Raw genomic sequence first — 24,373 nt, forward strand, 5'->3', positions numbered from 1 at the left:
TCCTCGACGTGCGAGCTCCTGACTGCTCCTCGACGTGCGAGCACGCGCTGGTCTTCGCTGCCAAGCGTGAGCAACGCTGCTGCTTTGCCGCTGCGGGCGTTCCCGGCAATTGCCCTTTTGCGATGGCAGCCATGCGCCACCGGCACCGTCGTGGCGAGCGAAATGGCGGCGCTTCTGGTCGGGTTCATAAACGAGTTGGCTCACGCCGCCTGAACACTTGGCGCTTCTGGGCACTCCAACAAGCATTGTGAAATTGCACCCTTACGCAGGAATAAGGCAATATGCCATCACTGCGCGTTGAGAAATTGGCGCCAGGTTCCTGCATTGGTAAAGCATGTAAATGCTCCGTGGAGACCTCGATGTACAAGCTGTGTTTTTACGTTCCGGAAACCCATCTGGACGTCGTCAAGAATGCTGTGTTTGGAGCGGGTGCAGGACGCATAGGGAATTACGACAGTTGCTGCTGGCAGGGCTTGGGCCAAGGACAGTTCCGCCCGCTGCCCGGCAGTAACGCATTCATCGGACAGACCGGCGTGGCTGGAGCACGTGGCCGAATGGAAGGTGGAATTGGTAGTGGCGGATGAGTTGATACATGACGCGGTGAAGGCACTGCGCCAGGCGCATCCGTACGAGACGCCGGCGTTTGAGGTCTGGCGCTTGTCGGACCTGGTTTTCTGAATACAAAAGAGCGCGCCTCCGGGCGCCTTTGTTGTTCTCGGTCTCTGTCACAACCCTGTGGGAGCGGCGAGCCGCGATGTTTCGATGTTTAAAAGCATCGAGGCTGAAGCCTCTCCTACAAAGAGCGGTACAGCGAATTAGGGCCGAATCTCGATCAACGTCCCGTCCTTTACCAAAATTCCATACCTCACGCATGTCATCGTTCTTCATGGCGATGCAGCCCTCGGTCCAGTCGAGGGTATGGAAGTACCACTCCGGAAATTCCTCATCAATGGGCGTGCCGTGAATCATGATCATGCCGCCTGGCGGTACGCCTGCCTGGCGCGCATTGGCCTGGTCTTTGATGTTGGGGTAGGAAATGTGCATGGAGAGGTTGTACTTGTCGCTGGGCTTGCGCCAGTCGATCCAGTAATAGCCTTCGGGGGTTTTGTGGTCGCCTTCGCGTTGCTTCGCACCTTTGGGCGCTTTACCCAGCGAGATGCGGTAGCTCTTCAGCGTTTCGCCGCGGTTCATCAGTACAAGTTTGTGTTCGGCTTTCATCACCAGCACCTTGTCCACGGTTTTGCCGTCCAGGGTTACGGTGGTGGAAGCGTGCGAAAGCATCGCAAACGACAGGCAGACGGCAGCTAACAACCAGCGCATTGGTGCAGTTTCCAGGTGTTGGGCCGCGCGAAGCGGCTCGAGTGTTGTGTGGTCAGACGCTGCTCTGTTTACCAGAGACGAAGTGTGGGCGCAGAGCTTCTAGCGGCTCATTGCGCACCGGGAAGTGTTGGGCGACCCGGTCGGCGAAAAAGCATTCTAAGGTACGGCCTACCGTCGGGAAAGCCAGCTCGGACCAAGGGATGTCGGCCTCATCGAACAGTTTCACTTCCAGGCTTTCCTCGCCCACGGCGAAATCCAGATCGGCCAGCTCGGCACGGAAAAACACGTACACCTGGCTGATGTGCGGCAGGTCGTACAGCGCATACAACTGCAGGTCGCGCACGCGGGCACAGGCTTCTTCTTCGGTTTCGCGCATGGCGGCTTCGGCCATGGTTTCGCTGTTTTCCATAAAGCCGGCCGGTAGCGTCCAGAAGCCTCGGCGTGGCTCGATGGCGCGGCGGCACAGCAACACCTGATTGCCCCACACCGGCACGCAGCCGGCGACGATGCGCGGGTTTTGGTAATGGATGGTGTGGCAGGTGTCGCACACGTAACGCATGCGGCCGTCACCTTCTGGAATTCGTTGCGACACGCTGCTGCCGCACTGGCTGCAAAATTTCATCCCGGCTCCTGGGCGTGGTTGCGGCTGTGTGGCGCATCTTCGCGTGCCCCGCAGTCAGGAGCAAGGCATGGCGGCCAAAGCCAAGCAGTCGGCGGTGCGGGGCTTGGGCAGCTTTGCGCTTTCATGCCATCATGCCCCGCAGAACAAAAGACCGAGAATTCCCCATGCTCGATGAGTTGCTCCAGCGCGTTCGCGACTACCAGCCAGTCGTTCTGGGCACCGACCGAAGCTTTCCTGAAGCCGCCGTTCTGGTGCCGATCACCCGCAGCGATGCCCCCGAATTGGTGCTCACCCTGCGCGCCAGTGGGCTGTCGACCCACGGCGGCGAAGTGGCCTTTCCGGGCGGCCGTCGTGATCCTGAAGACGCCGACCTGGTCGCCACCGCCCTGCGCGAAGCGCAAGAGGAAATCGGCCTGCCGCCGGGTCTGGTCGAAATTATCGGCCCCCTGAGTAGCCTGGTTTCGCGCCACGGCATTCAGGTCACCCCTTATGTGGGCGTGGTGCCGGACTTCGTCGAGTACCAGGCCAACGATGGCGAAATCGCCTCTGTGTTCAGCGTGCCGCTGGAGTTTTTCCGCAGCGATCCCCGTGAAGTCACCCACCGCATCGACTACCGCGGCCGGGACTGGTACGTGCCGAGCTACCGCTACGGCGAGTACAAAATCTGGGGGCTGACGGCGATCATGGTGGTCGAACTGGTCAACCTGCTGTACGACGCCGATATTTCCTGCACCAACCGCCAGAGCATTACATCAGCCTGAGCTGAGCCGTCCGCTATAAAAGCCGCCGTGAGGAACCGTTTATGAAATACCGCTTGGGACAGTCGAGTGTCGAAACCCACCCCGAGAGCTGGGTCGCGCCCAACGCGACGCTGGTCGGCAAGGTCAAGCTAGAGCCCGGCGCCAGCGTGTGGTTCAACGCCGTGCTACGCGGTGACAACGAGTTGATTCACATCGGCCAGAACAGCAACGTGCAAGACGGCACCGTGATGCACACCGACATGGGCTTTCCGCTGAACATCGGCACCGGCGTTACCATCGGCCATAACGCCATGCTGCACGGCTGCACCGTCGGCGATTACAGCCTGATCGGCATTAACGCGGTGATTCTCAACGGCGCCAAAATCGGCAAGTACTGCATCGATTGGCGCCAACTCGCTGATCGGCGAAGGCAAGGAAATTCCCGATGGCTCGCTGGTCATGGGCTCGCCCGGCAAAGTGGTGCGTGAACTCAACGACGCGCAAAAGAAAATGCTCGAAGCCAGCGCCGCCCACTACGTTCATAATTCGCAGCGCTACGCCCGCGACTTGGCGGAGCAGGACGATTGATGGATGCCGAACGCCCGGTGCGCTCCCCTGTGTGAGCGTGTGCGCGCTGGATGACGATGACGTCTGCACCGGCTGCCAACGCACCGCCGACGAAATTACCCGCTGGGGCCGAATGGACAATGCCGAGCGCCGCCTGGTGCTCGGTTATTGCCTGCAACGTGCGCGCGCCAGCGGCCTGCTGACTGAAACCAGCAAGCCTGTTTAATCACCCTCTATTTTCAAACTGCAACGTGAAGGAAAGCCTCATGCCTCGTATCGGAACCCCCTTGTCGCCCAGCGCGACGCGCGTCTTGCTGTGCGGCTCGGGTGAGTTGGGCAAAGAAGTGGTCATTGAGCTGCAGCGCCTGGGCGTTGAAGTGATTGCCGTGGACCGCTACCCGAACGCCCCGGCGATGCAAGTGGCGCACCGCAGCCACGTGGTCGACATGCTCGACGGCGCCGCCCTACGCGCCGTCATCGAACTGGAAAAGCCGCACTACATCGTGCCGGAAATTGAAGCCATCGCCACCGCCACCCTGGCCGAGCTGGAAAACGAAGGCTTCACCGTGATTCCGACTGCGCGTGCGGCGCAGCTGACCATGAACCGCGAAGGCATCCGCCGTCTGGCCGCCGAAGAGCTGGGCTTGCCGACTTCGCCGTACCGCTTCGCCGACACCTTCGAAGAAGCCAAGGCGGCTACTGAAGCGGTGGGCTTTCCGTGCTTGATCAAACCGATCATGAGTTCCTCGGGCAAGGGCCAGTCCGTGCTGAAAAGCGCCGCCGACCTGCAAGCCGCTTGGGACTACGCCCAAGCGGGCGGCCGTGCCGGCAAAGGCCGGGTGATCGTTGAAGGCTTTATCGACTTCGACTACGAAATCGCCCTGCTGACCGTGCGCCACGTCGGCGGCACCACCTTCTGCCAGCCGGTTGGCCATCGCCAGGTCAAAGGCGATTACCAGGAATCGTGGCAGCCCCAGGTCATGAGCGACAAAGCCCGCGCCGAAGCCGAGCGCATCGCCTTGGCCGTCACCGGTTCGCTGGGTGGCCGTGGTCTGTTTGGCGTGGAATTGTTCGTGAAGGGCGATCAGGTGTGGTTTTGCGAAATCTCGCCGCGCCCGCATGACACCGGTCTGGTCACCCTGATTTCCCAAGACCTGTCGGAATTCGCCCTGCATGCGCGCGCCATCCTCGGCCTGCCGATTCCGGCCATTCGCCAGCTCGGCCCATCGGCCTCGGCGGTGGTGCTGGTAGAAGGCAGCTCCACGCAAACCGCATTCAGCAACTTGGGCGCTGCCTTGAGCGAGCCGGACACCGCGCTGCGTCTGTTCGGCAAGCCGGAAGTCAACGGCCAGCGCCGCATGGGCGTTGCCCTGGCGCGTGACGAATCCACCGATGCCGCTCGCGCTAAAGCGACTCGTGCCGCTCAGGCGGTTGTGGTCGAGCTGTAGGTTGGGTTGAGCAAAGCGAAGCCCAACGATACGCAGGTTTCTGCCCGCACAACGTCATAAAACAGGACGTGCACCGATTCGCACGGTCCTGTTCAAGGGCGCCGTTAGAGCGACGTGATGTATATCGTCGGGCTTCGCCTATGGCTCAACCCAACCTACGCAATTTTCTGCAAATCCGTCTTACTGGTTTCCTTCAGGCACAGCACCGCAATCACGCTAAGCAACGCTGCCGCCGACACATACCCGCCGACCCAACTCAGTCCGCCCATCGCCACCAACTTCTGCGCAAAGAACGGAGCCGCCGAGGCGCCGACGATGCCGCCCAGGTTGTAGGCGGCCGACGCGCCGGTGTAGCGCACGCGTGTGGGGAACAGTTCCGGGAGCAGGGCGCCCATGCGGGGCGAAGGTCACGCCCATCAAGAACAGCTCGATGCTCAAGAACAGCGCCACCGCCCAGGTCGAACCGTGGGTGAGCAGCGGTTCCATCAAAAATCCCGACACAATGGCCAGCACGCCACCCACGATCAGCACCGGTTTGCGCCCAAAACGGTCGCTCGCCCAGGCCGACAGCGGCGTGGCCAATGCCATAAACACCACGGCAAAACACAGCAAACCGAGGAAGGTTTCCCGCGTGTAACCCAGGCTGGCGACGCCGTAGCTCAGGGAAAACACCGTGGAGATGTAGAACAGCGCGTAGCACACCACCATGGCGCCCGCGCCCAGGAGCATGGGCGCCCAGTATTGGCCGAAGAGCTCGAACAGCGGCACTTTCACCCGTTCATGCCGGGCGACGGCGTTGGCGAATACCGGGGTTTCTTCCAACTTCAGGCGAACGTACAAACCGACCATCACCAATGCGGCGCTGAGCAGGAACGGAATGCGCCAGCCCCAGTCGCGGAATTGCTCGTCGGTCAGGGTCATCGCCAGCGTCAGGAACAATCCGTTGGCGGCCAGGAAGCCGATCGATGGGCCAAGCTGCGGGAACATGCCAAACCAGCCGCGTTTGCCAGCTGGTGCGTTTTCGGTCGCCAGCAATGCCGCGCCGCCCCATTCGCCGCCAAGGCCCAGGCCCTGACCAAAGCGCAGCAGGCACAACAGAATGGAGCCCAAGCGCCGATGCTGCTGTAGCCGGGCAGCACGCCGATCAGCGTGGTGCACACGCCCATCAGCAACAAGGAGGCAACCAGCGTCGACTTGCGGCCGACGCGGTCGCCGAAATGGCCGAACAGCGCCGAGCCCAGCGGGCGGGCGAGGAAGGCGATGCCAAACTCAGAAACGCCGCCAGGGTTTGCGCCGTGGTCGATTCGGCGGGAAAAAACACCGGACCGATCACCAGTGCAGCGGCGGTCGCGTAAACGTAGAAATCGTAGAACTCGATAGCGGTGCCAATAAAACTGGCGGCGGCGACGCGCGTGGTGGAGTTCACCGGCTTGCTGTCGTCGCGGGCGGGAGTTGCGATAGCGCTGGTCATGCTGAGCCTTCACGGGGCAGGGCTCGGTTCCATGGGCGAGGCCATGGCCGAAGCGAATTATTGTGGTAGCGCATGGGGTTAAAACGCTGGCGGTGTGCTGCTTGGGAAGGGACTTTGTGGGGCCTTCGGTGCGGCACTGGCCGGTCTGCGGATGGCAGGCGGGCGAGAGGTACGACGACTATAAAAGCCCGGCGCAGGCGCTGACAATTACACTTTTCGCCAGTGGTGCGCCTATTGGCCGTTTTCGCTCGGCGCCACGCGCGGGGCAGGGCGCCAGACGCGCACGCTTTTCACCCGGTTATCGGTGGATTGCAGAATTTCCAAGCGATACGGACCGATCTTCAGGCACACGGCACTGTCGGGAATATTCTCCAGCGCTTCTGTGATGAGTCCGTTGAGGGTTTTCGGTCCGTCGCACGGCAGGCTCCAGCCCAGCGCCTTGTTCACTTCACGGATATACGCGGCGCCGTCGATGACCTGGGTGCCGTCTTCCTGGGGGTGAATGTCGGGGCTGCGCAAGGCGTCCTGATTACTGAAGTCGCCGACGATTTCCTCAAGGATGTCTTCCAGCGTGACGATGCCCTGCACGTCGCCGTACTCATCGACGACGATGCCGATGCGGCGTTTCTGCTTCTGGAAATTCAGCAGCTGAGTCGACAGCGGCGTGCTTTCCGGCACGAAATAAGGCTCGTGGGCTGCCGCGCTGAGCGCTTCGATGGTCAACTGGTCGTGGGTCAGCAGCCGCGCGATCTGGCGCATATGCACCACGCCTTCAACCTGATTGAGGTCACTGCGAAACACCGGCAGGCGCGTGTGCGAGGTGGTACGCAGCTGGGTAATGATGTCTTCCAGCGGGTCGTCGAGGTTGATGCCCGTGACCTCATTGCGCGGAATCATGATGTCGTTAACGGTCACGGTTTCCAGGTCGAGAATGCTCAGCAGCATGCTCTGGCGATTCTCTGGCAGCTCGTGCGTCGCTTCGCGCACCACGCTGCGCAGTTCTTCCGGGCTCAGGCCGTCTTTGCGTTTACGCGTGGGGTCGATGCCGCACAGGCGCAGCAGGCCATTGCTCACCGCGTTTAGCAGCCATACCAACGGTTCCAGCAGTTCCACCAACAAACGCAGCGGCGCGCTGAAGGGAAACGCGAAGGCTTCGGGGCGCAGCACGGCGAGGGTTCTTGGCGTGATGTCGGCGAACAATAGCAGCGCGAGGGTGAGGCCGAGGGTGGAAAGAATCAGGCCCAGATCGCCCCATAGCGACGTGGCCAGCAGGGCGGCGACGGTGGCGGCGAGCACCGTCACCAGCGTGTTGCAAAAATGCAGCACGCCGAGCAGCAATTGCGGGCGGTTGAGCAGGGTGCTGGCGCGCTTGGCGCCACGACGGCCTTGTTTGGCCAGGTAGCGCAGGCGGTAGCGATTGAGGCTTAGCAGGCTGGTTTCGGCGCTGGCGAAGAATGCTGATAAAACGATCAGCAACGCCAGCAGGCCCAGCAGGTACTGCGGATTCAACTCCAGACACGGCGCGGCCTAGATATGCAGGATGAATTCACGTACCAGCTTGCTACCGAAATACGCCAGCATCAGCAGGCAGAAGCCGGCCAGGGTCCAGCGAATGGCCTTGTGTCCGCGCCAGCCGCGCTGATGGCGACCCCACAACAGCACGGCAAAAATCAGCCAGGCCACGCAAGCAAGGAAGGTTTTGTGCACCAGGTGCTGGGCAAATAGGTTGTCGAGAAACAGCCAGCCGGAAATCAACGACAGGCTCAACAGCGCCCAGCCAGCCCAGAGAAAACCGAACAACAGGCTTTCCATGGTTTGCAGCGGCGGGAAATTCTTGATCAGACCGGACGGGTGCTTGTGCTTGAGCTGGTGGTCTTGCACCAACAGCAGCAGCGCCTGGAACGCGGCGATGGTGAGCATGCCGTAGGCCAGAATCGACAGCAGAATGTGCGCAAGAATGCCCGGTTTTTCGTTGATCACCGGCACCGTACCGGCCGGTACGAACTGCGCCAGCAGCACCGTCAGGCAGCCCAGCGGCAAGAACAGCAGCAGCAGATTGAGCACCGGAATGCGCGCGCTGGCGACGATGGTCAGCAGAATCGCTGCGTAGGAAATCAGGCTGGCGGCATTGAAAAAGTCCAGCGCCAGGCCGGCTTCGGCATTCAGCTGCGCGAACAGCGTGCCGCCGTGGAAGAACAACGCCAGCAACACCAGCGGGGCGAGCACGCGTTTGGAAGGCAGTGCGCGCTGGGAAAGGCGCAGGCCTTGGTAAGCAGTAGCGCCTATATAAAGAAAGGCAGCGGCGAGGCTTGGCAGCAGAGGGTGCATAAGTCCGTGTAAGGCGAGCCCGAAAGGGCGAGAGTGTGGCATAAAACGCGCGTTTCACGAAAGACCGGCAGCGGTGTCGGCATCCAGGCGTCTTGGTTATAATCGCGCCCCTTGCCGCAAGCTCAACCCGGCGCCAGACCGCCTGAAAGGAACGCGCATGTTCGAAAATCTAACCGACCGCCTCTCGCAGACCCTGCGCCACGTCACCGGCAAGGCCAAGCTGACCGAGGACAACATCAAGGACACCCTGCGCGAAGTGCGCATGGCCTTGCTGGAAGCCGACGTCGCGCTGCCGGTGGTGAAAGACTTCGTTAATAAAGTCAAAGAACGCGCCGTCGGCACCGAGGTTTCCAGAAGCCTGACGCCAGGCCAGGCGTTCGTGAAAATCGTCCGTCTTGAACTCGAAGAGTTGATGGGCGCTGCGAACGAAGATCTGGCATTGAATGCCACGCCGCCCGCTGTGGTGTTGATGGCAGGTTTGCAGGGTGCGGGTAAAACCACCACCGCCGGCAAGCTGGCGCGCTTTCTAAAAGAGCGCAAAAGAAAACCGTGATGGTGGTGTCGGCTGACGTTTATCGTCCGGCGGCCATCAAGCTGTTGAAAACGCTGGCCAACGACATCGGCGTGACGTTCTTCCCGTCGGATATCAGCCAAAAGCCGGTGGATATCGCCACCGCGGCCATCCGCGAAGCCAAGATCAAATTCATCGATGTAAGTCATCGTCGACACCGCCGGTCGTTTGCACATCGACGAAGAGATGATGGCCGAGATCAAGGCCGTTCACGCCGCGATCAACCCGGTTGAAACGCTGTTCGTGGTCGACGCCATGACCGGTCAGGATGCCGCCAACACCGCCAAAGCCTTTGGCGATGCACTGCCGCTGACTGGCGTTGTGCTGACCAAAGTTGACGGTGATGCCCGTGGCGGTGCGGCGCTGTCGGTGCGCGCCATTACTGGCAAGCCGATCAAATTCATCGGTATGGGCGAGAAGAGCGAAGCGCTCGAACCCGTTCCACCCGGACCGTATCGCCTCACGCATCCTCGGCATGGGCGACGTGCTCAGCCTGATCGAACAGGCCGAGCAAACCCTCGACCGCGACAAGGCCGACAAGCTCGCGAAAAAGCTGAAAAAGGGCAAAGGCTTCGACCTCGAAGACTTCCGCGATCAGCTGCAACAGATGAAGAACATGGGCGGCCTTGGCGGCCTGATGGACAAGCTGCCCAACATTGGCGGCATGAACCTGTCGCAGATGGGCAACGCCCAGGGCGCGGCCGAGAAGCAGTTCAAGCAAATGGAGGCGATCATCAACTCCATGACGCCTCAAGAGCGCCGCGACCCGGACGTAATCAGCGGCTCGCGCAAGCGTCGCATCGCCATGGGTTCCGGCACTCAGGTGCAAGACATCGGCCGGCTGATCAAACAGCACAAGCAAATGCAGAAGATGATGAAAAAGTTACTGCAAAAAGGCGGCATGGCGAAGATGATGCGCGGCATGGGTGGGATGTTCCCCGGCGGCGGTGGTATGCCGGAAGATGTGATCCGATCTCGCCTGGGCGTTGCTCTTAAAAGGCGTTGCTTGGGCGTTCTACACGCAAATGGATCGCCGGTTCGGGGCCTGTGAGCGTCTGTGATCGGGCAGGGCAAAAAGAGATTTGCAAAAATCCCGATAATCCTTAGAATATGCGGCCTTTCGGGCCTAGTGCCTGGCATGTAATTTTAGTTTTGCAGCACCGACTACAGGAACGATGTTCACATGGTAACCATCCAGCCTTTGCCCGTGGCGGCTCCAAGAAGCGCCCGTTTTACCACCTCACCGTGACCGACAGCCGCAATGCGCGCGACGGTCGTTTTGTTGAGCGTATTGGTTTCTTCAACCCAATCGCTTCCGGTGCAGGAGATCCGTCTGTCCGTAGACCAAGAGCGTGCTACTTACTGGCTCGGCCAGGGTGCACAGCCGTCTGAGCGCGTTGCTCAGCTGCTCAAGGATGCCGCTAAGGCAGCAGCCTAAGCCGCATGAACGCGACGCCCGCTCCTGCTGATGACTTGATCGTCATCGGTAAGATTGTTTCGGTGCATGGTGTTCGCGGCGAGGTGAAGGTCTTCTCCTTTACCGATCCGATTGACAACCTGCTGGACTACAAACACTGGACGCTCAAACGCGACGGTGATGTACGACAGGTTGAGTTAGCCCAGGGCCGCCTGCAAAACAAGGTCCTCGTAGCAAAGCTGAAGGGTCTCGACGACCGTGAAGAAGCTCGCCTTCTCGCGGGTTTCGACATTTGTGTTGCCCGCAGCCTGCTGCCAGATCTGACCGATGGCGAGTACTACTGGTACCAGCTCAAAGGTTTGAAAGTGATCGACCAACTCGGGCAGCTGCTCGGCGTTATCGACCACCTGCTGGAAACCGGCGCTAACGATGTGATGGTGGTCGAGTACCCTGCGCGGGCAGCCTGGATGATCGCGAACGCTTGCTGCCTTACACGGCGCATTGTGTTCTCTCGGTCGACTTGGCAGCCGGTGAAATGCGGGTTGACTGGGATGCGGACTTTTAAGCAACGGTTAGTAGAGATATGGCTAGCCTGCGTGTTGAAGTCATCAGTTTGTTCCCTGAAATGTTTGCTGCCATCAGCGAATACGGCATTACCAGCCGCGCGGTGAAGCAGGGGCTTTTACAGCTCACCTGTTGGAACCCACGAAGCTACACCGAAGATCGCCACCAAACCGTGGATGATCGGCCTTTCGGCGGTGGCCCCGGCATGGTGATGAAGATCAAGCCTCTGGAAGGCGCCTTGGCAGATGCCAAGCAGGCCGCTGGAGCGCAGGCGAAGGTTATTTACCTCTCGCCGCAAGGCCGCCAGCTTGACTCAGTCAGCTGTGCGAGAACTGGCAAAAGAGGAGACCTTGATCCTCATTGCCGGACGATATGAAGGCATCGATGAGCGGTTTATAGAAACGCATGTTGATGAAGAGTGGTCGATCGGGGATTACGTCCTTTCCGGCGGTGAGCTGCCGGCAATGGTTCTGATCGATGCGGTAACGCGTCTGCTGCCCGGTGCATTGGGTCATGCAGATTCGGCCGAGGAAGACTCCTTTACGGATGGCTTGCTCGACTGCCCGCACTACACCCGACCGGAGGTGTATGCGGATAAGCGTGTTCCCGACGTGTTGCTTAGCGGCAATCATGCACACATCCGGCGCTGGCGTTTGCAACAGTCCCTTGGTCGGACCAGCGAACGACGCGCTGATCTTCTGGAAAGCCGCTCGCTTTCTGGAGAAGAGAAAAAGCTGTTGGCGGAATACATCCGGCAACGGGACGATAGTTAACGTATCGATGGCAAACCGGTGGTTTGTCTTAGGAGCACAGCATGACTAACAAAATTATCTTGGCCCTCGAAGCCGAGCAGATGAGCAAAGAAATCCCGACTTTCGCTCCAGGCGACACCGTTGTCGTTCAGGTTAAAGTGAAAGAAGGCGACCGTTCGCGTCTGCAAGCCTTCGAAGGCGTTGTAATCGCCAAGCGCAACCGCGGCGTGAACAGTGCCTTCACCGTACGTAAAATCTCCAACGGTGTTGGCGTTGAGCGTACCTTCCAGACCTACAGCCCGCTGGTTGACAGCCTGGCCGTCAAGCGTCGTGGTGACGTGCGTAAAGCCAAGCTTTACTACCTCCGTGACCTGTCTGGTAAAGCAGCTCGCATCAAGGAAAAACTGGTTTAATCCCAGTCCTCCTTGTCAAAAAAGCAGCCTTCGGGCTGCTTTTTTATTGCCCGTGATTTGACCCACCGTTTGCGCAGGACCTGTTCGCATGACCCCCAGAGAGCAAGAAATCCAGCTACGCACCGAGCGCTCGGAAACCCGCGTGACCAAAGCCGTGTTCCCGCCGACCACCAACCACCACAACACCTTGTTCGGCGGCACCGCGTTGGCGTGGATGGATGAAGTGTCGTTTATTGCCGCTACCCGCTTTTGCCGGCTGCCGCTGGTGACGGTGTCGTCGGACCGCATCGATTTCAAACATCCGATTCCAGCCGGCTCAATCGTCGAGTTGGTGGGGCGCGTAGTGAAGGTCGGCAATACCAGCCTCAAGGTCGAGGTCGAGGTGTTTGTCGAAAGCATGTACAGCGACGGGCGCGAACGCGCGATTACCGGCGTGTTCAGCTTCGTGGCCATTGATGACAATAAGCAGCCGGTGCCGGTTTTGCCGGGGTTCTGAATGTGCCGACCAGCTGTAGGAGCGGTTTCAGTCGTGATGCTTTGTTGGCAGCATCGCGGCTGAAGCCGCTCCTACAGATATTTATGGTCTAAGGCTGATGCGCAGGGATGCTTGCGACAGATCGATATCCTGAAGCGTCACGCTGCCCATGCTCTGGCTCGTATTGGCCCCCGCCACCCGCACATTGTCGAAACGCAGCTCGCCAATCGAGCTCGGCAAACGCACGTTCACGCTGCCGTCGGCATTGCGCACAGACGTCAGTTTGCTGGTGTCATAACGCACGTCTTTCATCGACGTTTCCGCATCCAGGCTGTTGAGCACCGGCATCACCAGCTTCGCCAGTTTGGCGGCGGTGCCCACGCCGTCGCCGCTCTCGGCCTGCAGAAATAACCCCTGAAGTACATCGTCCAGGCCCTGAGCGCTGACGTTGCTCATCTCGGCATCATCGAGCGGTTGCAGCGTGCGGCTGAGACTACTCGGCGCCGGGCGGTGCAGGTCGGCGCTGGCCATCTGGAACGGACTAAGCAACGCCGCGACCAACGTGGCCGCAACGCGAAGGTTGCTTTGCTTTTTCAGCGCCTTGCTCAGTTGACGGTCGCTGACCAGGCCCTGCTCGATGAGGATTTCCCCAAGCGCTTGTGGCTGCTGGTTTGTAGTTGAATGGCTTGAGCAAGTTGGTCGGCGCTGATCAGTCCCTTGTTCAGCAATATCTGACCGAGGCGGGAGTTCTGTTGAGTGGCCATGGGACGTCCGGTGCAGTAGTGGCGTGATGAAATCATCGCCGCGCAAACCCTGACTGTCACCCACCCAAAGATAGGGTGACTCAGGCATTTACGCGCCAGCCGTCGGACGCCTATTCCGGCTGCGGGTCGATCATGGCCACCAGCACCCAACCCGGCTGCGGTTGCAGGCTTTGCGCCGGGGTGGCGACGTGTACGTGGCCCTGATTGTCGCGAGCAAACAGCAGCAACGCGCGATCGCCGTGCAGGGCTTGGTAGTCCGCCCAGGTGAAGCCGCTGGTGAGCGCGGTCTGGTACATCTGGGCGCCTTGGTTCAGGCGGCTGGCGAGCTTGCCGTAAGTCAGATCAACGCTGGCAAATACATTGCCACGGTGCTCATCGCTGGCGCGGTGCTTGTCGCTGCGTTTGTTCTCCAGGCCGCTGGCCAGCGCGTACAAGTTGCGCCGATGAAACTCATGGCGAAAGCGCATGCACGCCAGCGTGTTCAATTCGCCGGCCGGGGAAAGCGCCAATAAAAAGCCCAGCCCCACTTGGTCCAAATGCGCTTCGGCATGCTGTGATGCCGGGTTGCCAAAGTAGGTCGGCAGGTTGTCCATGCGCGCGGCGCTGACGTTTTCCCAACTGGAGTCCGCCAGCAGCACGCGGCTGCCCAGCTGTTGCAGCGCCTTGCCGATGGCGCGTGCCGGCGGATGGGCGCCCACGATCAAAAAGCCATTGGGCGCGGGCTCGGCTACTTTCAGCAAACGAGCCAATGGCCGCGAGGTGGCGCTCTGCAAAACCACCGTGCCGATGATCACCGCGAACGTCAGCGGCACCAGCAGTTCAGCGCCCTGATGCCCAGCCTCGCCCAGGCGAATGGCAAAAATCGCCGACACCGCCGCCGCCACAATCCCGCGTGGTGCGATCCAGGCCAGCAGCGCGCGTTCACGCCAGTCAAGGTTCGAGCGGAACGTGGAAATCGCCACGTTCAGCGGGCGGGCGATGAATTGAATCACCAGCAGCAACACAATCACCGCAGGGCCGAAGGCGATCAGCGCCCGCAAGTCCAGGCGCGCAGCCAGCAAAATAAACAGACCGGAAATCAGCAGCACGCTGAGGTTTTCTTTGAAGTGCAGGATCTCTTTAACGTCCACGCCCTTCATGTTTGCCAACAGCACGCCCATCACCGTGACCGCCAACAGCCCGGACTCATGCATCACTTGGTTAGCCGCAATAAACACACCGAGTACCGCCGCCAACGAGGCGAAGTTCTGCAGGTATTCCGGCAGCCAGTGCCGACGCAGTACCTGCCCGAACAGCCAGCCGCCGGCCAGCCCGAACACCAGCCCGCTGGCTATCACACCGGCGAACGTCCCCGAGCCGCTGAGAATGCCGTTGCCGTCGCTGCTGATGATGTAGCTGAACACCACCACCGCGAGTAGCGCGCCAATCGGGTCGATGACGATGCCTTCCCAGCGCAGGATGTTGGCAATAGAGGCTTTGGGTCGCACCACACGCAGCATCGGCACGATCACCGTGGGGCCGGTTACCAGCGTCAACGTGCCGAACAGCACCGCCAGGTTCCATTCCAGACCCAGCAGGTAATGGCTGGTGACGGCGATCACTGCCCAGGTCGACAGCGCGCCGACAGTCACCAGGCGGCGCACCACCGTGCCGATTTCTTTCCACTCGCTGAAACGCAGGGTCAGGCTGCCCTCGAACAGAATCAGCGACACCGACAGCGATACCAGCGGCATCAGCACCGGGCCGAACAACAGCTGTGGGTCAAGCCAACCCAACACCGGCCCGGCGCTGATGCCGGCCAGCAGCAAAAACAGAATGGCCGGCAACCGCAGGCGCCACGCCAGCCACTGGCAGAGCAGGGCGGCGGCGCCGATGCCACCGAGGGCCAGCAGAATATGTTGTTCAGTCATGGAGTTTCCTTGGCGTTGAGCCTGTGACGCGAGGCGCGGCTGTGAAAGACCAGCGCGCTCTCTCTGGGCACATACAGACTATTTATGCCGGCGTTCGATCACCCTCTTATCGACCAATTTCTCGATGCGCTGTGGATGGAAAAGGGCCTGTCCGAACATTCCCGTTCGGCCTATCGCAGCGACCTCGCCCATTTCAACGGCTGGTTGCAGGAACGCGGTTTGAACCTGCCGGACATCGGCCGCGACGTGCTGCTCGACCACTTGGCCTGGCGCCTGGAGCAGAAATATGTGGCACGTTCGACCGCGCGGTTTCTCTCCGCTGTGCGCGGGTTCTACCGGTACTTGCTGCGCGAAAATCTGATTGCCGTCGATCCCACCTTGCAAGTCGACATGCCGCAGCTGGGCCGCCCGCTTCCTAAAAGTTTGTCTGAGGCCGACGTCGACGCACTGCTGGCCGCCCCGGAAACCACCGACCCCATTGGCCTGCGCGACCGCGCGATGCTCGAAGTGCTGTACGCCTGCGGCCTGCGGGTGACCGAGTTGATCAGCCTGACGCTGGAGCAAGTGAACCTGCGCCAAGGCGTTTTGCGGGTATTCGGCAAAGGCAGCAAAGAGCGCCTGGTGCCGCTGGGTGAAGAGGCGATTGTGTGGATCGAGCGCTACGTGCGCGAAGCCCGGCCGCAACTGCTCGAAGGGCGGCCCAGCGACGTGCTGTTCCCCAGCAATCGCGGCGAGCAAATGACCCGCCAAACCTTCTGGTACCGCATCAAACACCACGCCAAGGTCGCCGGCATTGGTAAGGCGCTGTCGCCGCACACCTTGCGTCACGCCTTTGCCACCCACTTGCTCAACCATGGCGCCGATCTTCGTGTGGTGCAGATGCTGCTGGGCCATAGCGACCTGTCGACCACGCAGATTTACACCCACATCGCCCGTGCCCGCTTGCAGGAACTGCACGCTCGCCACCACCCGCGCGGCTGAGCAGTCATTCACAGGCGGTTGCACCTTCCGACCCGCTGCGGTCGGCCTTTGCCGGGCTTGTATGGTAGGCTTCGCCCTCGCTGTTTCGCCGCGTTTTCCAGGAGTATCCAATGCGCGTCACCCGAATTATTGCTGCTGCCCTTATCGCCGTGAGCAGCTGCGTTGCGTGGGCCGATGATGCCAACCAGGCCATCCGCAAAACCCTCGAAAACCTGCAAATGGATGTTCCCATCGAAAGCATCGCCGCCAGCCCGCTCAATGGGCTGTATGAAGTGCGCATGCAAGGCGGCCGCGTGTTGTACGCCAGCGCCGACGGCAAGTACGTGATGCAGGGCTACCTGTTCGAAGTCAACGACGGAAAGCCCGTCAACCTGACCGAGAAAGCCGAAAGCGAAGGCATCGCCAAAACCATCAATGCCATCCCCAAAGCCGAAATGGTCATCTACCCGGCCGTTGGCGAAGCCAAAACCCACATCACGGTTTTCACCGACACCACCTGCCCGTACTGCCACAAACTGCACGGCGAAATCGCCGAGCTGAACCGTCGCGGTGTGGAAGTGCGTTACCTGGCTTTCCCACGTCAGGGCCCGGGTTCGGAAGGTGATCAGCAGCTGCAGGCCGTGTGGTGTTCGACTGATCGCAAAAAGGCCATGGACCAGATGGTCGACGGCAAGGACATCAAAGCGACCAAGTGCGAAAACCCGGTGCACAAACAGTTCGCCCTCGGCCAGTCCATCGGCGTGAACGGCACGCCGGCCATCGTGCTGGCAGACGGCAAGCTGATTCCTGGTTACCAGCCGGCGCCGCAGGTTGCCGCTCTGGCTTTGAAGGCCAAGTGAAAACCGCTGCGCTCGTTGCCACGCGGCACTCGTAGCTCGATTGACTAAACCCGGGCCGCTTCGTAAGGTGCGGCTCTTTTATCTTTACGGCCCGCTAATACCGGGCCGTTTCACGCAGTAAGTTCTGGGGGAGTTCAGGGTGAAACCGGTCAAAGTAGGCATCTGTGGGCTGGGTACCGTCGGTGGCGGTACGTTCAATGTGCTCAAGCGCAACGCCGAGGAAATTGCCCGGCGCGCAGGGCGCGACATCGAAGTGGCGCAGATTGCGCTGCGCTCGCAGAACCCTCAGTGCGACATTACCGGTATTGCCACCACCAACGACGTGTTCGCGGTGGCCACCAACCCTGAAATTGACATCGTCATCGAGCTCATTGGCGGCTACACCGTTGCCCATGAATTGGTGCTCAAAGCCATCGAAAACGGCAAGCACGTGGTCACCGCCAACAAAGCGCTGATCGCCGTGCACGGCAACGAGATTTTCGCCAAAGCGCGCGAAAAAGGCGTGATTGTCGCGTTCGAAGCGGCCGTGGCCGGCGGTATTCCCGTGATCAAGGCCATCCGCGAAGGCCTGTCTGCCAACCGTATCAACTGGCTGGCCGGCATCATCAACGGCACCGGCAACTTCATCCTCAGCGAAATGCGTGAAAAGGGCCGCACCTTCCCCGACGTGCTGGCCGAAGCCCAGGCGCTGGGTTATGCCGAAGCCGACCCAACCTTCGACGTTGAAGGCATCGACGCTGCCCACAAGCTGACCATTTTGGCCTCCATCGCCTTTGGTATTCCGCTGCAATTCGACAAGGCCTACACCGAAGGCATCACCAAACTGACCACCGCTGACGTCAACTACGCCGAAGCGCTGGGCTATCGCATCAAGCACCTGGGCGTGGCCCGCAGCACGTCCGCTGGCATCGAGCTGCGCGTGCACCCGACGCTGATTCCTGCCGACCGCCTGATCGCCAACGTCAATGGCGTGATGAACGCGGTAATGGTTAACGGCGACGCCGCTGGCAGCACGCTGTTCTACGGCGCTGGCGCCGGCATGGAGCCCACCGCATCGTCGGTGATCGCCGATCTGGTCGACGTGGTTCGCGCCCTGACCACCGACCCGGAAAACCGCGTGCCGCACCTGGCCTTCCAGCCGGACGCGCTGTCCACCCACCCGATTCTGCCGATCGAGGCCTGCGAGAGCGCTTACTACCTGCGCATTCAGGCCAAAGATCACCCCGGCGTGCTTGCCCAGGTGGCGACCATCCTGTCGGAGCGCGGCATCAATATCGAATCGATCATGCAGCAGGAAGTCGAAGAACAAGACGGCCTGGTGCCCATGATTCTGGTCACTCACCGCGTAGTGGAACAACGCATGAACGACGCAATCGCCGCCCTCGAGGCCCTGAGCGATGTGGTTGGCAGCGTTGTGCGTATCCGCGTTGAGCAACTGAGCTGAGGATTTCTCCATGCGTTACATCAGTACCCGCGGCCAAGCGCCTGCGCTGAATTTCGAAGACGTGCTGCTCACTGGCCTGGCCAGCGACGGCGGTCTCTACGTGCCGGAAAACCTGCCGCGTTTCACCCAGGAAGAAATCGCCTCGTGGGCCGGCCTGCCGTACCACGAGCTGGCATTCCGCGTGATGCGCCCGTTCGTGACCGGCAGCATTCCGGATGCCGACTTCAAAAAAATTCTCGAAGAAACCTATGGCGTGTTCGCCCATAACGCCATCGCGCCGCTGCGTCAGCTGAATGGCAACGAGTGGGTCCTGGAGCTGTTCCACGGCCCGACCCTGGCGTTCAAAGACTTCGCCCTGCAACTGCTCGGCCGTCTGCTCGACTACGTGTTGGCCAAGCGCAACGAGCGCGTGGTGATCATCGGCGCCACCTCCGGCGATACCGGTTCGGCCGCCATCGAAGGCTGCAAGGCGTGCGAGAACGTCGACATCTTCATCCTGCACCCGCACAACCGCGTCTCGGAAGTGCAGCGCCGGCAGATGACCACCATCCTTGGCGACAACATTCACAACATCGCCGTGGAAGGTAACTTCGACGACTGCCAGGAAATGGTCAAAGACAGCTTCGCCGACCAGAGCTTCCTCAAAGGCACACGTCTGGTGGCGGTGAACTCGATCAACTGGGCGCGGATCATGGCCCAGATCGTTTACTACTTTCACGCCGCCTTGCAGTTGGGTGGCCCGGCGCGTTCGGTGGCCTTCTCGGTGCCGACCGGCAACTTTGGCGACATTTTCGCCGGCTACCTGGCGCGCAACATGGGCTTGCCGATCAGCCAGCTGATCGTCGCCACCAACCGCAACGACATCCTGCACCGCTTCATGAGCGGCAATCAGTATGTGAAAGATACGCTGCACCCCACGCTGTCGCCGTCGATGGACATCATGGTTTCGTCGAACTTCGAACGCCTGCTGTTCGACCTGCACGGCCGCAACGGCGCCGCGATCTTCGACCTGATGGCCACCTTCAAGAAAGGCGGCGGTTTCAGCGTTGACCAGGATCGCTGGACCGAAGCGCGCAAGCTGTTCGACTCGCTGGCCGTCAGCGACGAAGAAACCTGCGAAACCATCGCCCAGGTGTACGCCGAAAGCGGTGAGCTGCTCGACCCGCACACCGCCATTGGCGTGAAAGCCGCGCGCGAGTGCCGCCGTAGCCTGAGCACGCCGATGGTGGTGCTGGGCACCGCCCACCCGGTGAAATTCCCCGAAGCGGTGGAAAAAGCCGGCGTCGGCAAAGGCCCGATCTTGCCGCCGCATCTGCAAGATCTGTTTGATCGTGACGAGCGCTGCACCGTGCTGCCGAACGACATCAAAGCCATGCAGAGCTTTGTGAGCGAACACGGCAATCGCGGTAAGCCGTTGTAAGCGCGAGCGGTAACGAAAAAGGCCGGCCCACTTCTGTGGTGCCGGCCTTTTTTTCTGGCTGGGGTTTTTCGTTTGACCTTGCCCTCACCCCAACCCTCTCCCGCAAGCGGGAGAGGGGGCTGATCGCGTTTTGCGCGTCACGGGGTTTCGCTCCCCTCTGCTCGCTCGCGGGAGAGGGGCCGGGGGAGAGGGTTTTCAGCCCCAGACGCTCACTCCTTAAAGAATCCCTTCGCCGCCTTCAAATACGCCTCCCGCGTCGCCCCATTCAGCCACTGCGCGTACAGCTCAATCACCTCGCCCTCACGCAACCGGCGCACGGACGCATTGATGGCTTTAATCGCCTCCAGGCCTTCCGGCGTTTTCGAACAGGTGACATACGCCAGCTGATACACCGGCACACCCTTGACCGGGTAGAAGCTCAGCGCATCCAACGGCACGCCGGCGTTCTCACCCTGGTAGCGCATTTCTGGCCAGTAGCCGAGCACCGCCGTCAGGCGCCGGTGTTGCTGCATGCGCAGCAAGCTCAACGTCAGCATCAATGCCGTGGTGCACCACGATTCGCTCCGGCTTGGCCTGCTGCAGTTCGGCGTCGATTACCTTGCCGTAACTGCGCTCCACCAGCGTGCCGACGTTGTAGCGGCCGTCGGCCAGAAACGCTTCGAGGTCGAACGCACCGCCCTGGATAAAAGCGGCCAGTTCTGGCTCATCGCTTTTGCGCACCACAATGCCGTTGGTGAGGATGCCCAAGGTCGGAATCGAGAAATGCATCACCTGCTCGCGCTCTTTGCTCCAGAGCAAACCGGAATCGCAGGTCAGCACGCCGCTGTTGAGTATCTGCATCGCGCGGGCGCGGTTGGCCAGGCTGAATACGTGCTCGTACTGGGGCAAGTCGGCGATAAGCCGTTTCATCATGCGGTCGGCGATGCCCTGGCCTTTGAGCGGGCCTTCGAGAATGGTGAACGGCGGCATGTCGCGCATCGTCCAGATCAGACGCGGCTTGTCCTGCGCCCACGCGGGGAGCGCAGCGACGGCGCATAGCGCGAGCACCAGCAAGCGTTGGAAAAAGGGCAGTGAAGGCATCAAAACAACACTCCGGGGGTACCAGGAGTACAGCGTGGAAAGTATCGGCGTCTAACGCGCCCTTACTCAGTCGGCGAACGATAAAGGCCGCGCCTGGCGGAGTCCAGAGCGCTTATCCAGATGGCACCGACGTACGAGATTTTGTAGCAGCGAGCTTGCTCGCGAACCACGCGCCGGCTGGCACTGACGCGGTCAGATCGCGCCCGCGCTTTTCAACGCGGCAATCTGCTCGGCGCTGTACCCCAAGCCCGCCAGCACGCTGTGGTTATGCTCGCCCAATTGCGGCCCCACCCACTCGGCGCTGCCGGGTGTGTCGGACAGCTTGGGCACGATGCCCGGCATCTTGAAGGCTTTGCCGTCCGGCAGCTTGGCGCTGAGGAACATTTCCCGGGCCAGGTATTGCGGGTCGGCGAACATGTCTTCTGCGGAGAAAATGCGGCTGGCCGGCACCTCGGCGGCGTTAAGCGCGGCCAACACCGTTTCCAGCGGCAACGAGCCAACCCAACGGTCGATCACGCCGTACAACTCATCCCGGCGCAGGTCACGGCCATCGTTGCTGGCCAGCGAGGCATCGTCCGCCAGGTCGGCGCGGCCGATGGCGAGCATAAAGCGTTTGAAAATCGCATCACCGTTGGCGCCGATCTGAATGTGCTTACCGTCGGCGCTGGTGTGGATGGAAGAGGGCGTGATGCCCGGCATGATGTTGCCGGTGCGCTCGCGAATAAAGCCGAACACATCGAACTCCGGCACCATGCTTTCCATCATGGCGAAAATCGCCTCGTACAACGCCACGTCCACCACTTGGCCCTTGCCGCCGTTGACCTCGCGGTGCCGCAGCGCCATCAACGCGCCGATCACGCCCCACAGCGCGGCAATCGAGTCGCCAATGGAAATGCCGGTGCGTACCGGCGGGCGATCTTCGAAGCCGGTGATATAACGCAGCCCGCCCATGGACTCGCCCACCGCGCCAAACCCCGGTTGGTCTTTCATCGGGCCGGTCTGGCCGAAGCCGGACAGCCGCACCATCACCAGGTTTGGATTCAGCGCGTGCAAAACGTCCCAACCGAAACCGAGTTTTTCCAGCACGCCGGGTCGGAAGTTTTCGATCAGGATGTCCGCTTCACTCAACAACTTGCGAAGCACCTCACGGCCATCCGGGTGTTTGAGGTTAAGCGTCAGCGACTGTTTATTACGCGCCTGCACAAACCACCACAGCGAGGTGCCTTCATATAACTTGCGCCACTTGCGCAGCGGGTCGCCGCCATCGGGCGATTCCACCTTCACCACCTCGGCACCAAATTCGCCGCAGATGCGCGAGGCAAACGGCCCGGCGATCAGCGTGCCGAGTTCGACGACTTTCACCCCAGCGAGGGGTTTGTTGGCAAGGTTCATGGCGCAATCCGGCGGCAGACAATGGCCGCGACTCTAACCCGCAGCGGTCGCTTGCGGTAGACTTGCCGACCTTTCCCCTGCCCAGACACCCGACCATGGCCCAGCCTTCCACGACCTACAAAGTCGACCTCAACCTCACCGACCTCGACCGAGGCGTGTACGCCACATCGCGCCTGACCATCGCCCGCCATCCTTCGGAAACCGAAGAACGCATGACCGTGCGCCTGCTCGCTTACGCCCTGTGGTACAGCGAAGAATTGAGCTTTGGCCGTGGCTTGTCGGATGTCGATGAACCGGCGCTGTGGGAAAAGAGCCTGGACGGCCGCGTGCTGCACTGGATCGAAGTCGGCCTGCCCGACGCCGATCGCCTGACCTGGTGTTCGCGCCGCACCGAACGCACCAGCCTGTTGGCCTACGGCAGCTTGCGCGTGTGGCAGAGCAAGGTGGTGGACGCGGCGAAAATGCTGAAAAACGTCAACATCGCCGCCGTGCCGCAAGAGGCGCTGGAGAACCTGGCCAAAGACATGCCGCGCGCCATCAACTGGGCCGTGATGATCAGCGAAGGCACTATTTACGTCACCGACGAGCGTGGCCAGCACGAAGTGCAACTGGAATGGCTGATGGGCGATCGCGGCGAATAAACGCCGCCGAGGGTTAACCGAGGTCACGGCACCATGGGTTCTAAGACTTCACCGACCGCAGCGCAACGACGCGGCCGCCTGGCGCGACTGATTCAGGCGATCTCCTCGCCGTACGTTCGCTACCGACACGCCAACATCATCCACGCCGTGCGCGTGGGCCTGGCCATGGCGGCCACGGTTGTTCTAACCACTGGTATCAACCTGCCCCACGGCGTGTGGGCATCGGTGTCGCTGCTGGTGGTGGTCGGCGGGTTGCAGCACTACGGCAATGTGCGCAAGAAAGCCATGGAGCGCGCGCTGGGCACCATGCTCGGCGCCGCTATCGGGCTGGGGTTAATTGTGCTGATGAACCTGTCCGGTTCGCTGCTGCTGTTCTTCACGCTCATGTCGATCAGCGCGGGTGCCTGTGCCTACTACGCCATCGGCCGGCCCGGTTATGTCGCGTTGCTGACGGCCATCACCATGGTCATCGTCGCCGGTCACGGCGATCTGGATTTCAGTACCGGCTTATGGCGCACCGCCAACGTGCTGATCGGCATTTCCATCGCCGTAGCCTTCTCGTTCGTGCTGCCGCAATACGCGGTCTACGCGTGGCGTTATCGCCTGGCCGACAACCTGCGCGACTGCGCGCGTCTTTACGGCGCACTGTTGGACGGTAAGCCGCAGCCGGTTGAAGAAACGGGCCAGCGCTTTGTGGTCATGAGCCAACGGCTGGTACAGGCGCGGGCGCTGATGGAGTCTGTGGCCAAGGAAACCCGCGTGCCGCTCGCTCGGCTGGAAGAACTGCAACGTCTGCACCGCTCGATTCTTGAAACGTTGGAAATGTTGATCAACTCGCAGCCCGCGTCCGGCTTCGAGCTGGCCTGTACGCCGCGCGAAATCGCGGTGCGTCGCCAGTTATTGCGCACCGCGCGCGCCCTGCGTTTTGGCCGGGTGGGCCTGCTGCTTCAGCGTAACGAGGCCTCCAACAGCCTGGTTAGCGAAGAGCCCATGCCCCTTGGTCAGGACAGCACCCTGCAGGGCCTGCATTGGCTGGCGATGCGTTTCTCCGAACAGGTGGAACGGTTTAGACTGCGCCTCAGCGAAATCGAGCCGCACTGGAACATTGAAGGTGCTTGCCGACCGAACGCCTGATGCGCGCCCGCGCCGACCCACCTGTGTGGTGAAGTCGCCCCGTTGAATGCCTTTTTAATCTGTGTAGAACCTGCCAAAGC

18 protein-coding genes and 10 pseudogenes are annotated in these 24,373 nt (G+C 61.1%); 18 read left to right on the forward strand and 10 right to left on the reverse strand.

From position 1 onward, the window contains the following. Positions 1-79: 79 nt before the first annotated feature. Both ACZZZP_RS04020 and ACZZZP_RS04025 read left to right on the forward strand, forming a co-directional pair. Positions 80-190, forward strand: a complete 111-nt coding sequence (locus tag ACZZZP_RS04020) for a CDGSH iron-sulfur domain-containing protein (protein ID WP_463536933.1) — start codon at positions 80-82, stop codon at positions 188-190. Between the two features lie 169 nt (positions 191-359). Beyond that, positions 360-678 (forward strand): annotated as a pseudogene (locus ACZZZP_RS04025) (NGG1p interacting factor NIF3). Positions 679-815: 137 nt separating this feature from the next. On the opposite strand, the pseudogene ACZZZP_RS04030 reads toward ACZZZP_RS04025, so the two are convergent. Then, positions 816-1,320: pseudogene (locus tag ACZZZP_RS04030) on the reverse strand (L,D-transpeptidase family protein). Positions 1,321-1,372: 52 nt separating this feature from the next. After that, complete coding sequence (locus tag ACZZZP_RS04035; RefSeq protein WP_463381881.1) at positions 1,373-1,942, reverse strand: NUDIX hydrolase; 570 nt, start codon at positions 1,940-1,942, stop codon at positions 1,373-1,375. A gap of 164 nt (positions 1,943-2,106) precedes the next feature. Between ACZZZP_RS04035 and ACZZZP_RS04040 the strand changes: the two are divergent. The 4 genes and pseudogenes from ACZZZP_RS04040 (at position 2,107) to purT (ending at position 4,697) form a co-directional block, all read left to right on the forward strand. Then, positions 2,107-2,708: pseudogene (locus ACZZZP_RS04040) on the forward strand (CoA pyrophosphatase). A gap of 36 nt (positions 2,709-2,744) precedes the next feature. Continuing rightward, positions 2,745-3,270, forward strand: a pseudogene (locus tag ACZZZP_RS04045) (gamma carbonic anhydrase family protein). Between the two features lie 31 nt (positions 3,271-3,301). Beyond that, entirely contained in the window at positions 3,302-3,475 is a 174-nt protein-coding gene (locus tag ACZZZP_RS04050; protein ID WP_463536286.1) for a DUF1289 domain-containing protein, read from the forward strand. A 40-nt stretch (positions 3,476-3,515) separates the two neighbouring features. After that, positions 3,516-4,697, forward strand: coding sequence for a formate-dependent phosphoribosylglycinamide formyltransferase (gene purT, locus ACZZZP_RS04055; RefSeq protein ID WP_463381884.1), 1,182 nt, complete (start codon positions 3,516-3,518; stop codon positions 4,695-4,697). A 155-nt stretch (positions 4,698-4,852) separates the two neighbouring features. Here the strand turns inward: purT and ACZZZP_RS04060 are convergent. The 3 genes and pseudogenes from ACZZZP_RS04060 to ACZZZP_RS04070 form a co-directional block, all read right to left on the reverse strand. Then, positions 4,853-6,168: pseudogene (locus tag ACZZZP_RS04060) on the reverse strand (MFS transporter). A 231-nt stretch (positions 6,169-6,399) separates the two neighbouring features. Further along, positions 6,400-7,683: an HlyC/CorC family transporter gene (locus ACZZZP_RS04065; protein ID WP_463536934.1), complete on the reverse strand. Its 1,284-nt coding sequence runs from the start codon at positions 7,681-7,683 to the stop codon at positions 6,400-6,402. A gap of 12 nt (positions 7,684-7,695) precedes the next feature. Then, positions 7,696-8,496 carry a cytochrome c biogenesis protein CcsA gene (locus tag ACZZZP_RS04070; protein WP_122492765.1) on the reverse strand — a complete coding sequence of 267 codons (801 nt, stop codon included), beginning with the start codon at positions 8,494-8,496 and terminating at the stop codon, positions 7,696-7,698. A gap of 157 nt (positions 8,497-8,653) precedes the next feature. Between ACZZZP_RS04070 and ffh the strand changes: the two are divergent. From ffh to ACZZZP_RS04100, 6 genes and pseudogenes are all read left to right on the forward strand, one after another. Continuing rightward, positions 8,654-10,013: pseudogene (gene ffh, locus ACZZZP_RS04075) on the forward strand (signal recognition particle protein); the annotation flags it as partial. A 237-nt stretch (positions 10,014-10,250) separates the two neighbouring features. Further along, positions 10,251-10,505, forward strand: a pseudogene (rpsP, locus tag ACZZZP_RS04080) (30S ribosomal protein S16). 5 nt (positions 10,506-10,510) lie between these two features. Then, positions 10,511-11,049: pseudogene (gene rimM / locus ACZZZP_RS04085) on the forward strand (ribosome maturation factor RimM). A gap of 18 nt (positions 11,050-11,067) precedes the next feature. Next, positions 11,068-11,821: pseudogene (gene trmD, locus ACZZZP_RS04090) on the forward strand (tRNA (guanosine(37)-N1)-methyltransferase TrmD). Positions 11,822-11,862: 41 nt separating this feature from the next. Further along, positions 11,863-12,213: a 50S ribosomal protein L19 gene (gene rplS, locus ACZZZP_RS04095; protein WP_108095773.1), complete on the forward strand. Its 351-nt coding sequence runs from the start codon at positions 11,863-11,865 to the stop codon at positions 12,211-12,213. A gap of 88 nt (positions 12,214-12,301) precedes the next feature. Next, positions 12,302-12,709 carry an acyl-CoA thioesterase gene (locus ACZZZP_RS04100; protein WP_122492761.1) on the forward strand — a complete coding sequence of 136 codons (408 nt, stop codon included), beginning with the start codon at positions 12,302-12,304 and terminating at the stop codon, positions 12,707-12,709. An 81-nt stretch (positions 12,710-12,790) separates the two neighbouring features. Here the strand turns inward: ACZZZP_RS04100 and ACZZZP_RS04105 are convergent. After that, positions 12,791-13,452: pseudogene (locus ACZZZP_RS04105) on the reverse strand (hypothetical protein). Between the two features lie 110 nt (positions 13,453-13,562). Then, on the reverse strand, positions 13,563-15,362 hold the full coding sequence (locus ACZZZP_RS04110) for a cation:proton antiporter (protein ID WP_463381887.1): 1,800 nt from the start codon (positions 15,360-15,362) through the stop codon (positions 13,563-13,565). A gap of 84 nt (positions 15,363-15,446) precedes the next feature. Between ACZZZP_RS04110 and xerD the strand changes: the two genes are divergently transcribed. The 4 genes from xerD (at position 15,447) to thrC (ending at position 20,046) form a co-directional block, all read left to right on the forward strand. Then, positions 15,447-16,343, forward strand: coding sequence for a site-specific tyrosine recombinase XerD (gene xerD / locus ACZZZP_RS04115; protein WP_463381888.1), 897 nt, complete (start codon positions 15,447-15,449; stop codon positions 16,341-16,343). Positions 16,344-16,453: 110 nt separating this feature from the next. Next, positions 16,454-17,182 (forward strand): bifunctional protein-disulfide isomerase/oxidoreductase DsbC, encoded by a 729-nt coding sequence (dsbC, locus tag ACZZZP_RS04120; RefSeq protein WP_122492757.1) that lies wholly within the window; start codon positions 16,454-16,456, stop codon positions 17,180-17,182. A 139-nt stretch (positions 17,183-17,321) separates the two neighbouring features. Further along, complete coding sequence (locus ACZZZP_RS04125) at positions 17,322-18,626, forward strand: homoserine dehydrogenase (RefSeq protein ID WP_122492756.1); 1,305 nt, start codon at positions 17,322-17,324, stop codon at positions 18,624-18,626. A 10-nt stretch (positions 18,627-18,636) separates the two neighbouring features. Continuing rightward, positions 18,637-20,046 (forward strand): threonine synthase, encoded by a 1,410-nt coding sequence (gene thrC / locus ACZZZP_RS04130; protein ID WP_463536287.1) that lies wholly within the window; start codon positions 18,637-18,639, stop codon positions 20,044-20,046. Positions 20,047-20,255: 209 nt separating this feature from the next. Here the strand turns inward: thrC and ACZZZP_RS04135 are convergent, their stop codons facing one another. The 3 genes from ACZZZP_RS04135 to ACZZZP_RS04145 all read right to left on the reverse strand — a co-directional run bounded on the left by ACZZZP_RS04135 (position 20,256) and on the right by ACZZZP_RS04145 (position 22,518). After that, positions 20,256-20,531 carry a hypothetical protein gene (locus ACZZZP_RS04135; protein WP_463536288.1) on the reverse strand — a complete coding sequence of 92 codons (276 nt, stop codon included), beginning with the start codon at positions 20,529-20,531 and terminating at the stop codon, positions 20,256-20,258. Next, positions 20,494-21,126 (reverse strand): hypothetical protein, encoded by a 633-nt coding sequence (locus ACZZZP_RS04140; protein ID WP_463536289.1) that lies wholly within the window; start codon positions 21,124-21,126, stop codon positions 20,494-20,496. Before ACZZZP_RS04140 ends, ACZZZP_RS04135 begins: the two co-directional genes overlap by 38 nt. A 192-nt stretch (positions 21,127-21,318) precedes the next feature. Beyond that, complete coding sequence (locus tag ACZZZP_RS04145) at positions 21,319-22,518, reverse strand: CaiB/BaiF CoA transferase family protein (protein WP_463381889.1); 1,200 nt, start codon at positions 22,516-22,518, stop codon at positions 21,319-21,321. Between the two features lie 95 nt (positions 22,519-22,613). Between ACZZZP_RS04145 and ACZZZP_RS04150 the strand changes: the two genes are divergently transcribed. Together ACZZZP_RS04150 and ACZZZP_RS04155 are read left to right on the forward strand one after the other, a co-directional pair. Then, on the forward strand, positions 22,614-23,159 hold the full coding sequence (locus tag ACZZZP_RS04150) for a YaeQ family protein (RefSeq protein ID WP_122452001.1): 546 nt from the start codon (positions 22,614-22,616) through the stop codon (positions 23,157-23,159). A gap of 33 nt (positions 23,160-23,192) precedes the next feature. Continuing rightward, positions 23,193-24,293 carry an FUSC family protein gene (locus tag ACZZZP_RS04155; protein WP_463381890.1) on the forward strand — a complete coding sequence of 367 codons (1,101 nt, stop codon included), beginning with the start codon at positions 23,193-23,195 and terminating at the stop codon, positions 24,291-24,293. Positions 24,294-24,373: the final 80 nt, after the last annotated feature.

The organism is Pseudomonas sp. AC211 (assembly GCF_979258055.1).

What these genes read in the sequence shown, in the direction of transcription:
- ACZZZP_RS04035 (WP_463381881.1), bottom strand. Translation starts at nt 1,942, where the DNA reads ATGAAATTTTGCAGCCAGTGCGGCAGCAGCGTGTCGCAACGAATTCCA.
- purT (WP_463381884.1), top strand. Translation starts at nt 3,516, where the DNA reads ATGCCTCGTATCGGAACCCCCTTGTCGCCCAGCGCGACGCGCGTCTTG.
- ACZZZP_RS04070 (WP_122492765.1), bottom strand. Translation starts at nt 8,496, where the DNA reads ATGCACCCTCTGCTGCCAAGCCTCGCCGCTGCCTTTCTTTATATAGGC.
- rplS (WP_108095773.1), top strand. Translation starts at nt 11,863, where the DNA reads ATGACTAACAAAATTATCTTGGCCCTCGAAGCCGAGCAGATGAGCAAA.
- ACZZZP_RS04100 (WP_122492761.1), top strand. Translation starts at nt 12,302, where the DNA reads ATGACCCCCAGAGAGCAAGAAATCCAGCTACGCACCGAGCGCTCGGAA.
- ACZZZP_RS04110 (WP_463381887.1), bottom strand. Translation starts at nt 15,362, where the DNA reads ATGACTGAACAACATATTCTGCTGGCCCTCGGTGGCATCGGCGCCGCC.
- xerD (WP_463381888.1), top strand. Translation starts at nt 15,447, where the DNA reads ATGCCGGCGTTCGATCACCCTCTTATCGACCAATTTCTCGATGCGCTG.
- dsbC (WP_122492757.1), top strand. Translation starts at nt 16,454, where the DNA reads ATGCGCGTCACCCGAATTATTGCTGCTGCCCTTATCGCCGTGAGCAGC.
- thrC (WP_463536287.1), top strand. Translation starts at nt 18,637, where the DNA reads ATGCGTTACATCAGTACCCGCGGCCAAGCGCCTGCGCTGAATTTCGAA.
- ACZZZP_RS04140 (WP_463536289.1), bottom strand. Translation starts at nt 21,126, where the DNA reads ATGCCTTCACTGCCCTTTTTCCAACGCTTGCTGGTGCTCGCGCTATGC.
- ACZZZP_RS04145 (WP_463381889.1), bottom strand. Translation starts at nt 22,518, where the DNA reads ATGAACCTTGCCAACAAACCCCTCGCTGGGGTGAAAGTCGTCGAACTC.
- ACZZZP_RS04150 (WP_122452001.1), top strand. Translation starts at nt 22,614, where the DNA reads ATGGCCCAGCCTTCCACGACCTACAAAGTCGACCTCAACCTCACCGAC.
- ACZZZP_RS04155 (WP_463381890.1), top strand. Translation starts at nt 23,193, where the DNA reads ATGGGTTCTAAGACTTCACCGACCGCAGCGCAACGACGCGGCCGCCTG.